Origin of the sequence: Streptomyces sp. NBC_01171 (genome assembly GCF_045039805.1) — a bacterium.
In the GTDB taxonomy this organism is placed as follows: domain Bacteria; phylum Actinomycetota; class Actinomycetes; order Streptomycetales; family Streptomycetaceae; genus Streptomyces.
In genome coordinates this window covers 835044-848647 of sequence record NZ_CP108609.1, presented here as the reverse complement: position 1 = coordinate 848647, position 13604 = coordinate 835044, and the positions used below count along the sequence as shown (strand labels likewise).

Here is a 13604-nt window from a genome sequence, read left to right as displayed (position 1 = left end):
GTCAACCCTGGTGCGCGCCCCCGACCGGTGCGACCGGCGTGCGGGGTCGCGGGGACCGGGTGATCGTGGGAGGCATGGCTGCTGACCCGACGGCGGAGACCGGCGCACCCCGGCGGCGACGCGACACCCGTGAGTCCGTCCTGTTCGGCGGGGTGTACGGCGCGGTCCTGGCCAGCTCCATGGTCGCCGCGCTCACCCAGCACGGCCACGGCTCGGCGGCCAGTCGGCGCTATGACGCGCTGTGGGTGCTGGTCACCGCGTTCGCCTCCGCCTTCGCCCACGGCTACGCCCACCACATCGCCGAACGCGGCCCCCGGCGCGGGGGTGAGGCGCTGCGTGCCCTCCGCGGCGAGTGGCCGCTCGTCGCGGCCGTACTGCCGACCGTGTTCCTGCTGGCCGGCGCCGGGTGGGGGTGGTGGCCGCCGGGCGGCGTCGAGTACCCCGCGCTCTACCTCAACATCGCCATCCTCTTCACCCTCGGCGTCCTCACCGCCCGCGGGGCCTCCCGCCGCTGGCCCTCCGCCCTGCTCATCGGCCTCGCCGACGCCCTCCTCGGCTTCGTCGTGGTCATCGCCAACGCGCTCATCAAGTAGCCCGCCGGTACGGGCACCATTGCGGGTGCGGTAGGGTTGACCTGCGTGATCACGCGGAACACTCCGCAGGATCACCTCGGGACGTGGCGCAGCTTGGTAGCGCACTTGACTGGGGGTCAAGGGGTCGCAGGTTCAAATCCTGTCGTCCCGACTTTACGAAGTCGCAGGCGAGGGCCGGTTACGGAGAAATCCGCAACCGGCCCTTAGCCGTTTCCTTAGGCCAGTTGGGGAGCAACGTCCTTGACCCAGCTCAACGGGTCAGGACGCTCGGGCCGGGCAGATCTCAGGCCCCAGACCCTGGCGGTGATGGGCCGAGCCCCGCCGGTAGCCCAGTCGCTGTCCCGCCAGCGGAGAGTGGGTCAGCAGGGTCATGACCAGGAATTCTTCCCGCCCCCTGCCATCACGGGCACTGGATTTCTGAGGGTAGGCGTGTTGCGGAGGTGTGCGAGCGGGGTACTCGGGTGCACTTACCGTGCGGGGCACCCCGCAGGAACCCAGGCCGTCACGGCTCGACGGCTGCGGGGCACCCGGCGTCCCACATCCCTCCTGCGAGGCCCACATGAGCCGTCTCTTCTCGCCGCTCACCCTCCGCGGCACGACCTTCCCGAACCGGTCCTGGGTGGCCCCCATGTGCCAGTACAGCTCGATCGACGGCTATCCGCAGGACTGGCATCTGGTCCATCTCGGCTCCCTGGCACGCGGCGGGTCCGGCCTGGTCATGCAGGAGGCCACCGCAGTGGTACCTGAGGGCCGGATCACCCCTTCCGACGCCGGCATCTGGGATGACGGGCAGGCCGCCGCCTACAAGCGGATCACCGACTTCGTACACGGGCAGGGAGCCGTTGCCGGCATCCAGATCTCCCATGCCGGCCGCAAGGCTTCGACGGCACCGCCCTGGGAAGGCGACGTGTACGTCGAACCGGAGGCCGGAGGATGGCAGACGGTCGCACCGTCACCGGTGCCCTTCGACGACTGGCCGGCCCCGCGGGAGCTCGGCGCGGACGACATCCGCGCTCTGGTCCGGGCCTTCGGTGAGGCCGCCGCGCGGGCGCTGTCCGCCGGCTTCGAGGTCCTGGAGATCCACGCCGCGCACGGCTATCTGCTGCACCAGTTCCTGTCACCGCTGTCCAACCACCGCAGCGACGAGTACGGAGGCGATCTCGACGGGCGCAGCCGTTTCCTGGTCCAGGTCACCGACGCCGTACGGGCGCAGTGGCCGGAGGACCGTCCGCTGTTCGTACGCTTCTCGGCCACGGACTGGGCCGACGGCGGCTGGACCCCGGAGGAGACGGTCGAGCTGTCGCGGCACCTGGTGGCCCACGGCGTCGATCTGGTGGACATCACCAGCGGCGGGCTCGTCCACAACGCCCGTATCGAGGTGGAGCCCGGTTACCAGGTGCCCTTCGCCCGAACCGTCCGCGAGGGCGCGGCCCTGCCCGTCTCCGCGGTCGGCCTGATCACCGCACCGGAGCAGGCCGACCAGATCCTCGTGGACCGCTCGGCCGACGCGATCATGCTCGCGCGTGAACTGCTGCGCAACCCGACCTGGCCGCTCCGCGCGGCCCACGCGCTCGGGGACGACGTCCCGTGGCCGAAGCAGTACCAGCGTGGCCGCCCGCGTCATCGCTGAGGATGTCGTCGCCCGACACCGGCCCGCGTACTCATGTGACCAGACCCCGGCGAGTGGGTGAACCGGACGGACGTTGTCCAGGCTCGCCGCCGCGCGGGACATCCGTGCGACGTCGGCGTCCCGGTCTCGCCTCGTACCTCCATGGCCGCTCCGTGGCACAGCAACTCGTCCTGCGCGGCTGCTCGTTCAGGGCTGTACCGCGTCGAACGGCAGCACCCGGTGGAAGACGACCATCGCCTGGCCGGGCCCGTTGTAGTCGTCGACCGTTTTCACGTCGAAGCCGAGGCGGCGGTGGAAGGCGATGGAGCCGGTGTTTCCGAGGGACGTGATCGCCTTCAGTCGCCGGGCGCCCTGGCGATGGGCGACGTCGGCGAATGCCCTGTACAGGCGGCGGCCGAGGCCGGTGCCGCGGGCGTCGTCGCGGGTGGCGACCAGGTGGACGTAGCCGGTGGCGGCCGGGGTGACGAAGCCGATGATGTACCCGTGGATTCCGTCTTCGGCGCGGGCGATCAGGCAGGTTTCGCCGAACTCCTGCACCAGGGCCAGAAGGTGGAGGGAGCGGAGGTCGCGTTCTCCCCAGTAGCGGTGGTGGTCGGCGAGGACCTGGTGGAGGTCGGTCGTCTTGGCCGGGGTGATCTCTGTGGGCATGGCACGGAGCATGGCAGGTGCTTGACCTTGTCACCGTGACAAGGTGTCCACTGGGGTGCAGGAGGTGGTCCCGATCGACATGACCGCTCAGCACACCCGTTTGATCAATGCCATGGCTGCCGAGGACACTTCGGTTCGGCTTCAGGCGGCCATGGCGGTCGGTTCGCAGTCCGACCCCGTTTTTTTGGAGGTCCTTGTCGAGCGGTGTGCGGTCGAGCCCGACTTCTTCGTACGGGACATGTTGTCCTGGGCGTTGACGCGTCTCTCGCCGGAGATCACCCTGCCTCGGCTCCGCCAGGAGCTGGACTCCGAGTGCGGTCAGGCCCGCAGCCAGGCGTTGCACTCGCTCTCCAAGATCAATGACCGGGGTACGTGGGGCTGGATCACCCGGGATCTCCTGCGCGATGCCGATGACGAAGTGGCACGGACCGCGTGGCGCGTGGCGGTCGTGCTCGTGCCCGAGGGGGCGGGGAGGGGTCTGGCCGACGAACTCGTCCGGCAGCTCGGGCGTGGCGATCGCGACGTGCGGTTGAGTCTGAGCCGGGCACTGGTCGACCTCGGTGAAGAGAGCCGGCCCGCACTGGAGAAGGCCGGCGAGCACCCGGACCCGGACGTCGCGGCGCACGCGCGTGCCACCGAGTTGCTGCGGCGGAACCCGGAGGCCGGTTTCGACGCGGCGGTCGAGGAGGCGAAGCGTACGGTCGTACTCGGCCCGGAACGCAGGGTCGCGGAAGCTTAGGAGGCCGTACGTTGCTCATCGGGGAGGTGGCTCGGCGGTCCGGGGTGAGTGCGCGGATGCTGCGGCACTACGACGCCCTGGGGCTGGTACGGCCGACCGGGCGAACCGTCGGCGGGTATCGCGAGTACGCGGCCGACGATGTGCGCCGGATCTTCCATGTGGAGAGCCTGCGGTCCCTCGGGCTGTCGCTCAAGCAGATCGGGCGCGCCCTGGAGGACCCGGCCTTCACGCCGTCCGCCCTGGTCGGCGACCTCATCCAGTGGACGGAGGACCGCCTGGCGCGCGAGCAGGAGCTGCTCGAACGGCTTCGGGTGATCGACGCGTCGGCGCCCGCCGGCTGGCAGGACGTCCTCCGCGTCGTGGAACTCATGCGGGAACTCGACTCGACCAGCGCCGCCCGCAGACAGCAGGCCGTCCTCACCCGGCCGGAGGGGCTGCCGGTTCCGGCGGAGCTGCTGGCCGGGGCCGTACTGGCCGAATCCGACCCCCATGTCGCGGGCGCGCTGCGCTGGGCGCTGGCCCGGACGGGAGACGACGGTGTGGCGGCGCTGGTGGCCGCCGCACGCTCGGAGGACGTCGACATCCGGCGGCGCGCGGTACTGGCGATCGCCGGGATGGCGGAAGTGCCGGGCGCGATCGCGGTGCTCACGGACCGGCTTGAGGACCCGGACGCCCTCGTGCGCAGACGAGCCGCTCTGGCGCTGGGCGGACAGGGAGTGCCGGCGGCCGTGCCGACTCTCGTCCGCATGATCGTGGAGGGAACCAATGACGTGGACGCGGCGGAAGCGCTGGGGACCCTGTCCCAGGACCCCGCCTGCGCGACCCGGATCACGGCCCTCCTGGCCGAGCAACTGGCCGCCCCCACCGCCGACTCCGCGACCCGAATCCGCTTGCTCCAGGCCCTCGTCGAAGTGGAGGGAACCGCCCCCCTGGAGATCCTGCGCCAAGTCGCCCACGACGACGACCGAACAGTCGCCCTCGTGGCATCGGCCCTGGCAGGAATTCTGGCAAAGCGAGCCGACGACGGCCCGGGCGACCACTAGGGGCCGCCCAGGACATGTGCGTCAGCTATACACGAGCAGGGAGTCGCACGTACTTGTGCCGTCGTGGATCAAGGTGTCGCTGTTGAGGACGTAGAAGGCGTTGGCGAAGCCGGTGGCGGTGATCTTGGGGATCACGAGCATGGTCTGGTCGGCCATGCGCAGGGAGTTGGGCCGGACGACGTTCGTGTACAGCAGGTTGAAGAGGTTGTCCCGCAGGTTGGGGAGGCGGAGAACGCGGTACACGCGGTCGCCCGCCGAGCCTGTGATGGCGGCCTGGTTGGCCGGGTTCGCCCACTGTGAGGGGGACGTGGCCATACGGCCCTGCGACTCGAGTTCCTGGAGGCGCCGCTGGGTGCTCCCCCGGACGCCGGCCATGTGGATGTGGAGCTGGTCGTAGCGCCGGGCGCTTTGCGAGTTGATGCCCAGGCCGATGTTCGGGTACTGCACGGGGACGTCTCCGCCGCTGCGGGCGTTCTCCCACGCCTCGTGCCAGTAGTTCGCCACCCCGCTGGTCTCGAGAAACGGGCATTCGATACCCGTGATGCGGCACGTGGGAAGCAGGAGATAGTTGTGCGTCGTCTCCGGCTTTCCGTGCAGCACGATGTAGTTCGGGGTCATCTTCAGACAGTCCGGCCTGGTCTGTGGCGGCGGGGGGACGATCCCGTTGGTGCAGTACTGGACGTCGTGCCACAGCGGGTCGTTGTCCGTGGGCCGGCCGCAGAGGCCCTGGAGCTGGGCAGGGGGGCACGGGCTCGCACCGCCGGGAGGCGGAGGCGTGGTGGGGCAGGAGTCGGGCGTCGGGCCGGCGTCGACGCCACTCGCCGCCGCGGCCGTACCGCCGCCCATCGCGGCCGCGCCGGTCAGGAGCGTCGCGGCACCGAGGGCACCGGAGAGCGCGACGAATTGACGCCGGGGAACTTCCTTCGCATTCTGCTGGTCATTCATGTGTGGTCTCCGAGGGAGTGAGCGCTGAGGGTTTTCGCAGGGTAAGTGCCGGAAATGGACTTACGGTGATTCCATCCATCGGCTGAATGAGTGAGCGTCGGGAATGGCGGTACGCTTCCGGGTGATGCCGGAGAACCGCCGAACCCTGCCCGAGTCGGTGGACGTGCCGCTGCGCGGGGCCGGCTGGCTGCCGCACGGCTATCACCTCGACGCCCACTCGCACCCCCACGGCCAGCTCGTCTACGCCGCCGCCGGAGTGCTCGCCACCACCACCGAGCGCGGCACCTGGATCGCTCCGGCCAACCGCGTGACCTGGACGCCACCCGGTTTCGCCCACTCCCACCGCTTCTACGGTCGCACCGACGCCCGTATCCTCAGCGTGCCGCCCGAGCTGTGCACCGAACTCGCGGGAGAACCAAGCGTGTTCGCGGTAAGCCCGCTGCTGCGCGAGGCGGTGCTCGTGCTGACCGACCGGGCGGAGAGCCGCCCCGGTGCCCATGGGCGCCTGCTCGCCGTGGTCATGGACGAGCTGTCCGACACCGCCGAACAGTCACTGCACCTGCCCGAACCCCGCGACGACCGGCTGCGCGCCGTCACCGACCTCCTGCGCGCAGACCCCGCCCGCCCCGCCACTCTGGCCGAGCTGGGCCGGGCGGCCGGGGCCAGTGAGCGCACGCTGAGCCGGCTGTTCCACGCCGAGCTGGGCATGAGCTTCCACCGCTGGCGCACCACCCTGCGCATCCATCACGCCCTGGCCCACCTCACAGGCGGCCTGTCGGTCACCGACACCGCGATGACGTGCGGCTGGTCCAACCCCTCCAGCTTCATCGACGCGTTCACCGAGGTGGTCGGGCAGACCCCGGGGCGCTATCAGGCGGAGCTGCGCGGCAGCCAGTAGCTTGGCGGGTTTCCGTTATCCGCTGTCGCTTTACCGGTGGTTCGCAGTCCGGGCCGGGCTCCAGAGTGGTGTCAGTCCCCCCGACACCCCGTGAGCACGGAGGCTCGTACACCCATGACCGAGACACGCGACCACACCGCCGTACTCATCGTCGGAGCCGGCGTCGCCGGGCTGGCGCTCGGCAACTTCCTGCTGCGCAACGGCGTCGACTGCGTCGTACTGGAGAAGCACAGCCGCGCCTACGTCGAGCAGCGCCAACGCGCCGGAACCGTCGACGGGTTCGGCGTGCGCATGCTCCGCGAGTGGGGGCTCGACGGGGTGCTGGAGGGCACCCCGATCCCGGAGAGCGAGGGCGCCTTCTTCATCGACGGGGAGGCGATGCCGATCGACATGGACGACGACGGCAACGAGAGCCTCTACTGCCCGCAGCAGGTTCTCGTCCGCAACCTCACCGACGCCTTCCTGCGTGCGGGCGGCGACCTGCGGTACGAGGCCGCCGAGGTGGTGTTGGAGAACATGGACGGCGCCCACACCCACGTCCGCTACCGGGACGCCGACGGCACGGCCAGGGCTGTCGACTGCGACCTCATCGCCGGGTGCGACGGCTTCCATGGCGTCAGCCGGCGTTCCATCCCCGCCGGGGCCCTCACCGAGTACTCCCACCAGTACGGCTACTCGTGGCTCAGCGCCCTGGCCGCCGTCCCCACGGACCCGTCCGGCATGGCGATCCACTCGCGCGGCCTTGCCGGACTGATCCCGCGGGGCCCGCACGCCACCCGCGTCTACCTTCAGTGCGCCGTCGACGACACCCCCGGGCAGTGGCCGGACGAGCGCGTCTGGAGCGAGCTGGAAGCCCGGTTCGGGACGACGGTGGCGCGCGGCGAGATCGCCGGCAAGCAGGTCGTGCCGCTGCGCAGTGTGGTCTTCGCCCCCATGAGCCACGGCAGGCTCTTCCTCCTCGGGGACGCGGCGCACATCGTCCCGCCGATGAGCGCGAAGGGCATCCACCTCGCCCTGCACGACGCCGAGGTGTTCGCCCGTGCCGTCCTCCGCTGGGCCGAGGACGGCGACACGAGCCTGCTCGACGGCTACTCCGAGACCTGTCTGCCGCACATCTGGAACTACCAGGCGTTCGCCACCTGGATCACCGATGTCATGCACAACGCCGGGGACACCACGCACGCGGGGGAGTTCCGCAAGCTGGTCGCCCGTGCGGAGCTCCAGCGGCAGTTCACCTCGGAGGCCGCGAGCAAACTCTTCGGTGAACTTACCGCCGGGATCAACTAGTTCAGCCGCTCGGCCCGCAACGCCGAGCGCCTCAGCTTCCCGGCCGCGCTGCGCAGCGGTTCCGTCACCAACTCGACCGACCTGGGCCGCTTGTGGGGCGACAGCCGGGTGGCCAGGAAGTCGGTGATCTCCTCGGGGGTGGTCGTACGCCCCTCCTCGACCTGCACGATGGCGTGGACGCGGTTGCCCCGGTCCGGGTCCGGCAGGCCGATGACCGCGCTGGACAGGACGTGCGGGTGCTCGGTGAGGGCGCCCTCGATCTCGGCGGGATATACGTTCACCCCGCCGACCAGCAGCATGTCGGAGCGGCGGTCGTGGAGGTACAGATAGCCCTCCCCGTCGAACTCGCCGATGTCGCCGAGGGTCGACCAGCCGTCGGTCTCCTGGACCTCGGCCCCCAGGTACCGGAAGGCTGGTGGCTTGCCTGCCGCGACCCGCATGAAGATCTCACCGGGGACTCCGGGCTCGGTGACCGGTGTGCCGTCCAGCCCCACGATCTTGATTTCGCCCCAGGTGGGGCGGCCCACCGAGCCCCGGTGCGCCAGCCATTCGGTGCCGGAGATCGTGCAGCCGGCCTGGGCCTCGGTGCCCGCGTACAGCTCCCAGATCCGCTCTGCGCCCAGCCAGTCGATCCATGCCTGTTTGGTCGCGGGCGGGCAGGGTTCGGCGCAGTGCCAGACCGAGACGAGGGAGGAGAGGTCGTAGCGGTCGCGGACCGGTTCCGGGAGGGCCAGGATGCGGCGCATCATGGTCGGCACCAGGTACACCCAGGTGATCGCGTGCCGTTCGACCTCGGCCAGGACCCGTTCGGCGTCGAACCGCTCCAGCAGGGTGACCGTACCGCCGTTGAACAGCGTCGTCATGGCCGTGGAGAAGGGGGCGTTGTGGTGGACGGGGGCGGTGACGAGGGACTGCTCGCCGGGCCGCAGTCCCCACGCCTCCATGTCGAAGGGGTTGAACGCTCCCTGTGCCCCCGACAGGATGACCTTCGGCCTGCCGGTCGAGCCGCCCGAGGTGGGTGCCTTCCACGAGGGGCCGATCTCGGTGGTCAACTCGCCCTCACCGGCGCCCAGTCGGCGCAACTCGGCCACGGTCGTGGACCGGTCGAGGGTGCCCTCCTGGAGGCCGACGACGACCGGCGGTTCGGAGAGCGCGAGGATCGCCCGCTCCTCGGCCGGTGCCAGCCTGGTCGACAACGGCTGGGGCACCGCGCCGAGTTTGAGGCAGGCGAAGGCCGCCACCACGACGTCCACGCCGTTCGGCAGCATGAGGGGCACGATGTGTCCGCGCTCGACGCCGGAGAGTTTCAGGCCGCGCGCGACGGCGTCGCTCGCCCGGTACAGCTCCTCCCAGGTCAGTTCCGCGCCGCCGGAGCGGACCGCGACGGCGTCGGGGCGTCCGGCCGCGTGGGCCGCGGGGATGTCACCGAGTGGGAACCCCGGTTCGGGGGTGAACATGACTGTTTCTCCTCGTGGTTGGGGAATCCGGCCGGTCAGGAGTAGAGCTGCGCTCCGGGCAGCGCGTCGGGGTCGCGGCGGACCCCGGCCGGGTTCGTCTCGGGCAGGAACCATGCACTGGCGAAGGTGATCAGGCCCATCAGCGCGATGTACGCGGCGACCAGCGTGGTCGTTCCGGTCTTCGCGATGACGGCGGTCATCAGGATCGGCGTACCGCCGCTGACCACGATGGCGGAGAGCTGGTAGGCCAAAGAGGCGCTGGAATACCGGACGTTGGGCGCGAAAAGCTCACCGAGGAAGGCTGCCATGGGGCCGTACGTGAGCCCCTGGAAGAGGAAGCCGACGCTGACCGCGACGAAGACCAGGGGTGTCGAGGCCGTACCGACCAGCGCGAAGTACGGGAACGCCCAGGCGGCCACGCCGAGTCCGCCGGCCAGGACCAGTTTGCGGCGGCCGAAGCGGTCCGAGAGATGGCCGGAGTAGGGGAGTATCCCGGCCAACAGGGCCGAGCTGAGGAGCGTGACCGTGAGGAGGGAGTCGCGGTCCATGTGCAGGGTCGTCGTGCCGTAGCTGAGCAGGCCGGTGATGCTCACGTAGAAGAGGCTGTTGGTGGCGGACAGGGTGCCGCAACCGAGCAGGATGGTGCGCCAGTTGCGGCGTACGGCCTCGGTGAGCGGGGCCCGTACCACGCTCGCCTCCGGCCTGCGGGCGGCCGCTTCCCGGAGTTCGCGGAAGTCCGGGGTGTCCTCGACCTTGTTCTGGATGTGCAGGACGACCGGGAACATGACCGCGCTGAGCAGGAACGGGATGCGCCAGCCCCAGTCGAGGAAAGCGTCGCTCGATATGACCGAACCGGTCGTGGTGAAGATGAGGTTCACGATGATGACCGCGACCGGGACGCTCGTCTGTCCGAACGTGCCGGCGAAACCACGGCGTTTGGGGTGCGCCGACTCCGTGAGCAGCAGCGCGATACCGCCCCACTGGCCGCCCGCCGCTGCCCCCTGGACGAAGCGGAGCAGCACCAGCAGCACCGGCGCGAGCACCCCGACCGTCGAGGCGGTCGGCAGACAGCCGATGAGGAACGTCGCGGCGGCCATGCCGATCAGACAGGCCACGACCGTGGGCTTGCGGCCGTGCTTGTCACCGAAGTGACCGGCGAGCAGCCCGCCCAGCGGCCGGGCCACGAACCCGGCCCAGAAGGTGCTGAAGGACAGCAGCGTGCCCATGAACGCGGACGAGTGCGGAAAGAAGACGTGCGGGAAGACCAGCGCCGCCGCCGTGCCATAGAGGAAGAAGTCGTACCACTCGATGGAGCTGCCGATCAGCCCGGCCGCCAGCAGCTTCCAGTTGGCACGGCGTACGGGCGCGGTGGCGGGCTCGGAGCCGTTGCCCTGGACGTGGGCCTGCGCGGATGAGGCCATGAGAGGCATCCCTCCGGTTCTGGTCAGGGGTGTGTGCGGGGACGCCCGCCGGCCGGTCGGGACATGTGTCACAGCTCTGTGTGGGGCGAGAGTAGGGCTGAGCAAGCGCTTTGGGAGATGGGGATTCGCTACACTCCTCGCACCCTGGGGGTGGGTGAATCCACCACCTCCCTTCTTCGTGAAGGCGAGCGATGGCACACAGCGATTCCGAGCCGGCGGGCGAGGGTGGTCAGGGCGAACTCGCCGCCTACCGGCTGCGCCGCGAACGTGAGCTGAGCAGCCTGTACGCGACGGCCCGCTCGCTGACCGTGCTGGGCGAGGTCGACGAGGTGCTGCCGTCGATCGTCCGGGAGGCGCACGAGCTGATCGGCAGCGACTTCGTCTACCTCTCGCTCCGCGACGCGGGCGGCGCTCTCGCCCTCAGCGCGTCGGCCGGCACCATCTCGTCGGAGTTCTCCTCCGCGCACATGCCCGCCGGGGCCGGGCTCGGCGGCTGGGTGATCGAGACCAGGGCGCCCGTCTGGGTCAGCGACTACCGCCATGCCGACGGCTTCCACCGCGACCCCGTCTTCGACCGGCTCGTCTCCGACGAGGGGCTCGTGGCGCTGCTGGGCGTGCCCCTCCTGGTGGGCGACCGCGTGATCGGTGTCCTCTTCGCCGCCGACCGCACCGAGCGCCCCTTCGAGAAGGACGAGGTCGCCCTCCTCAGCGCCTTCGCCGACCATGCGGCGATCGCGCTCAACAACGCCCGGCTGTACGACGAGAGCCGGGTGGCTCTCCAGCGGCTCCAGGACGCCTACCGCGTCATCGAGGACCAGGTCGCCACGATGGAACGGGCCGCCGCCGTGCACGAGGCGCTGACCCATGTGGTGCTGACCGGGGGCGGGCCGGGCGACATCGCGCAGTCGTTGGTCGACCATCTGGAGGGCGTGGTGACCATCCGGAACCGGGACGACGAGGTCGTGGCCACCCGTTCCTCCGGCGCGGCGACTGTGGGCGACGATCCCCGCCTGGAACGGGAGTTGCTGGAGGAAGCGCGCCGGACCGGCCGGTGCGTCCACGGCGAGGGGGCCGACGGCACGGTCCTCAGCGTGGCCGCCATCCAGGCCGGGGGCAGCCACCTCGGCTCCCTGTCCCTCCGGCGCCGGGCGGTCACGGAGTCGGCCGACGTCCGGATGCTGGAGCGCTCCGCCCAGATCACCGGCCTGCTCGCGCTCATGCGGGACGCCCGCGTGGAGGCCGAGGAGCGGGTACGGGGCGAACTGCTCCTGGAGTTGCTGTCCCACCCGCCGCTCCAGCCCGTCCATCCGGCACTCCGCGACCGCGCGCTCGCGCGGGGCGTAGACGTGGACCGGCTCGACGTCCTGGTCACCGCCGACTGCCCCGACCGGCCCACCGGCGACGTCGTCCGTGAACTGCACGCCTCTTCGACGGAGTTGTCCGGCCTCGCCGGCGAGTACCTGGGCCGGGCGACGATGCTGCTCCGCGCCGACGACCCCGAGGCCGCGGTACGCACGCTGCACCAACGGCTGCGCCGCAGGCTCGGCACGCCCGTACTCGTGGTCGCCGACCGGATCACCGGGCATGACCGCGCCCACTCCTTCACGCTGGCCGTACGCTGCCTGGACGTCATGCGCAGCCTCGGTGAGACCGACCGGGGTGCCACGACACGGCGGTACGCGATGTACGGGCTCGTCTTCGACCCCCGGCGCTCGCAGGAGCTGGAAGGGTTCGTCACCGACTCCCTCGGCCCCCTCCTCGACTACGACCGGCGCCGCTCGACCGACCTCGTGAGCACCGTCGCCGCCTACTTCGCCCACTCCGGAAACCTCAGCCGGACCGCCCACGCTCTCCATGTGCACACCAACACCCTCCTGAAGCGCCTGGAACGCATCACGGCCCTCCTCGGCGACGACTGGCGCTCGGCGGACTCCGCGCTACGGCTCCATCTCGCAGTGCGGCTACATCAGTTGAGGGTGGTGCTGGACGGTCCGGGATAGCTCAGGGCGTCGCTGGTCCGCGGCGGTCGCGCAGAGCCAGCAGGGTCCAGCCGTGGCCGGACGGGTCGAGCGGCCTGGTCGCGGCGGTGAAGAGTTCCGCTGCCCGGCGGTAGGAGAGGCGGCCACGGCCGGTCACCGGGCAGCGGTCGGCCGGGGGTGTGGTGGCGGAGGCCCGGCGGGCGGTGACGAAGACCGGGCCCGCGGTACGGCCGGCGAGGAGGAGGGGGAGGAGGCGGGCCGTGCCCTCGCCCCAGCTCAGGCGGGTTGTCGCGCCGGGCCTGGTGCGCCGGGCTGGGAGGTCCAGGTGGTCGATGTCCAGGGCGAGGACGTGTTCCACGGGGGCGCCGGACTCGTGGAGGAAGTACCAGAAGGTCAGCTCCCTGAGGGGGGCTCGTAGGGCCAGGGCGGCTCGGGCGCGGTCCGGTGGCCGGGGTGGGGCTGGTGCGGGTGGCCGGGTCAGGTCGAGAGCTGGGTCCGTGGTGATCCAGCCCTGGGCCAGCCACCATGCCGTGGCTGCTCGGAGGCAGGCCAACTCGCGGACGAGCGTGCTCGGTCGTGCGGAGGGGGAGCGGTCGGTCAGTCCTCGGCGCAGGCGGTCCGGCGTCTCCGGGTCGTCCAGCAGAGCGAGGGGTACAGCCGGGGGGTGGGCGCCTCTGCGGTCGCGGCCGGTGGGGGTGCGCCGGTCGACCAGGGGCCAGGCCCAGCCGAGCAGGGAGATGCGGTAGATGCGGCGGGACGCGGTACCGAGGCCCGCTGCGGCGAGGTAGCGGTCGACGGCGGCGCCGTATTCGACCGGGGCCGCCAGGTCCTTACTCATGTTGCCCACCCGCGGTAAATGAGTTTTACGAGGACTTCTTGGGTTTCGATGACTGACCTTACCATCAGGCATGTTGCAGTAAACGCACTCCATTTACTGCGCCGGTTCGCGCCTGCGGGAGCTCTT

At 70.7% G+C, this 13604-nt stretch carries 12 protein-coding genes and 1 tRNA gene; 8 read left to right on the top strand and 5 right to left on the bottom strand.

Annotated elements, in window-relative coordinates; genetic code table 11:
• Positions 1-74: 74 nt before the first annotated feature.
• The 3 genes from OG448_RS03945 (at position 75) to OG448_RS03935 (ending at position 2223) form a co-directional block, all read left to right on the top strand.
• The gene (locus tag OG448_RS03945; RefSeq protein ID WP_405551534.1) at positions 75-593 is read left to right on the top strand and encodes a hypothetical protein; all 519 of its coding nucleotides are present in this window, start codon (positions 75-77) and stop codon (positions 591-593) included.
• Positions 594-670: 77 nt separating this feature from the next.
• Positions 671-744 (top strand) — tRNA-Pro (locus OG448_RS03940).
• A gap of 408 nt (positions 745-1152) precedes the next feature.
• A complete protein-coding gene (locus OG448_RS03935; RefSeq protein WP_405551533.1) occupies positions 1153-2223 on the top strand; it encodes an NADH:flavin oxidoreductase/NADH oxidase in 1071 nt (356 codons plus the stop codon).
• 186 nt (positions 2224-2409) lie between these two features.
• Here OG448_RS03935 and OG448_RS03930 read toward each other — a convergent pair whose 3' ends face one another.
• On the bottom strand, positions 2410-2871 hold the full coding sequence (locus OG448_RS03930; RefSeq protein ID WP_405551532.1) for a GNAT family N-acetyltransferase: 462 nt from the start codon (positions 2869-2871) through the stop codon (positions 2410-2412).
• Between the two features lie 55 nt (positions 2872-2926).
• On the opposite strand from OG448_RS03930, the gene OG448_RS03925 reads away from it, so the two are divergent.
• Together OG448_RS03925 and OG448_RS03920 are read left to right on the top strand one after the other, a co-directional pair.
• Complete coding sequence (locus OG448_RS03925) at positions 2927-3610, top strand: HEAT repeat domain-containing protein (RefSeq protein WP_405551531.1); 684 nt, start codon at positions 2927-2929, stop codon at positions 3608-3610.
• Positions 3611-3621: 11 nt separating this feature from the next.
• Entirely contained in the window at positions 3622-4653 is a 1032-nt protein-coding gene (locus OG448_RS03920) for a HEAT repeat domain-containing protein (RefSeq protein ID WP_405551530.1), read from the top strand.
• 21 nt (positions 4654-4674) lie between these two features.
• On the opposite strand, the gene OG448_RS03915 is transcribed toward OG448_RS03920, so the two are convergent.
• Positions 4675-5598 carry a CDP-diacylglycerol diphosphatase gene (locus OG448_RS03915; RefSeq protein WP_405551529.1) on the bottom strand — a complete coding sequence of 308 codons (924 nt, stop codon included), beginning with the start codon at positions 5596-5598 and terminating at the stop codon, positions 4675-4677.
• Between the two features lie 124 nt (positions 5599-5722).
• Between OG448_RS03915 and OG448_RS03910 the strand changes: the two genes are divergently transcribed.
• Positions 5723-6496 carry an AraC family transcriptional regulator gene (locus tag OG448_RS03910; RefSeq protein ID WP_405551528.1) on the top strand — a complete coding sequence of 258 codons (774 nt, stop codon included), beginning with the start codon at positions 5723-5725 and terminating at the stop codon, positions 6494-6496.
• Between the two features lie 114 nt (positions 6497-6610).
• Positions 6611-7783 (top strand): 4-hydroxybenzoate 3-monooxygenase, encoded by a 1173-nt coding sequence (locus OG448_RS03905; protein WP_405551527.1) that lies wholly within the window; start codon positions 6611-6613, stop codon positions 7781-7783.
• Here the strand turns inward: OG448_RS03905 and OG448_RS03900 are convergent.
• Together OG448_RS03900 and OG448_RS03895 are read right to left on the bottom strand one after the other, a co-directional pair.
• The gene (locus OG448_RS03900) at positions 7780-9240 is read right to left on the bottom strand and encodes an AMP-binding protein (protein ID WP_405551526.1); all 1461 of its coding nucleotides are present in this window, start codon (positions 9238-9240) and stop codon (positions 7780-7782) included. The two genes, OG448_RS03905 and OG448_RS03900, sit on opposite strands and share 4 nt — an antisense overlap.
• 35 nt (positions 9241-9275) lie before the next feature.
• Positions 9276-10661 carry an MFS transporter gene (locus tag OG448_RS03895; protein WP_405551525.1) on the bottom strand — a complete coding sequence of 462 codons (1386 nt, stop codon included), beginning with the start codon at positions 10659-10661 and terminating at the stop codon, positions 9276-9278.
• A 191-nt stretch (positions 10662-10852) separates the two neighbouring features.
• On the opposite strand from OG448_RS03895, the gene OG448_RS03890 reads away from it, so the two are divergent.
• Positions 10853-12661 carry a helix-turn-helix domain-containing protein gene (locus OG448_RS03890; RefSeq protein WP_405551524.1) on the top strand — a complete coding sequence of 603 codons (1809 nt, stop codon included), beginning with the start codon at positions 10853-10855 and terminating at the stop codon, positions 12659-12661.
• 1 nt (position 12662) lies between these two features.
• On the opposite strand, the gene OG448_RS03885 is transcribed toward OG448_RS03890, so the two are convergent.
• Positions 12663-13478 (bottom strand): hypothetical protein, encoded by an 816-nt coding sequence (locus OG448_RS03885; protein WP_405551523.1) that lies wholly within the window; start codon positions 13476-13478, stop codon positions 12663-12665.
• Positions 13479-13604 lie beyond the last annotated feature (126 nt).

Excerpts from the sequence above, each read along its gene's own strand:
- OG448_RS03945 (WP_405551534.1), top strand. The coding sequence starts at position 75 with ATGGCTGCTGACCCGACGGCGGAGACCGGCGCACCCCGGCGGCGACGC.
- OG448_RS03935 (WP_405551533.1), top strand. The coding sequence starts at position 1,153 with ATGAGCCGTCTCTTCTCGCCGCTCACCCTCCGCGGCACGACCTTCCCG.
- OG448_RS03930 (WP_405551532.1), bottom strand. The coding sequence starts at position 2,871 with ATGCCCACAGAGATCACCCCGGCCAAGACGACCGACCTCCACCAGGTC.
- OG448_RS03915 (WP_405551529.1), bottom strand. The coding sequence starts at position 5,598 with ATGAATGACCAGCAGAATGCGAAGGAAGTTCCCCGGCGTCAATTCGTC.
- OG448_RS03910 (WP_405551528.1), top strand. The coding sequence starts at position 5,723 with ATGCCGGAGAACCGCCGAACCCTGCCCGAGTCGGTGGACGTGCCGCTG.
- OG448_RS03905 (WP_405551527.1), top strand. The coding sequence starts at position 6,611 with ATGACCGAGACACGCGACCACACCGCCGTACTCATCGTCGGAGCCGGC.
- OG448_RS03900 (WP_405551526.1), bottom strand. The coding sequence starts at position 9,240 with ATGTTCACCCCCGAACCGGGGTTCCCACTCGGTGACATCCCCGCGGCC.
- OG448_RS03895 (WP_405551525.1), bottom strand. The coding sequence starts at position 10,661 with ATGGCCTCATCCGCGCAGGCCCACGTCCAGGGCAACGGCTCCGAGCCC.
- OG448_RS03890 (WP_405551524.1), top strand. The coding sequence starts at position 10,853 with ATGGCACACAGCGATTCCGAGCCGGCGGGCGAGGGTGGTCAGGGCGAA.
- OG448_RS03885 (WP_405551523.1), bottom strand. The coding sequence starts at position 13,478 with ATGAGTAAGGACCTGGCGGCCCCGGTCGAATACGGCGCCGCCGTCGAC.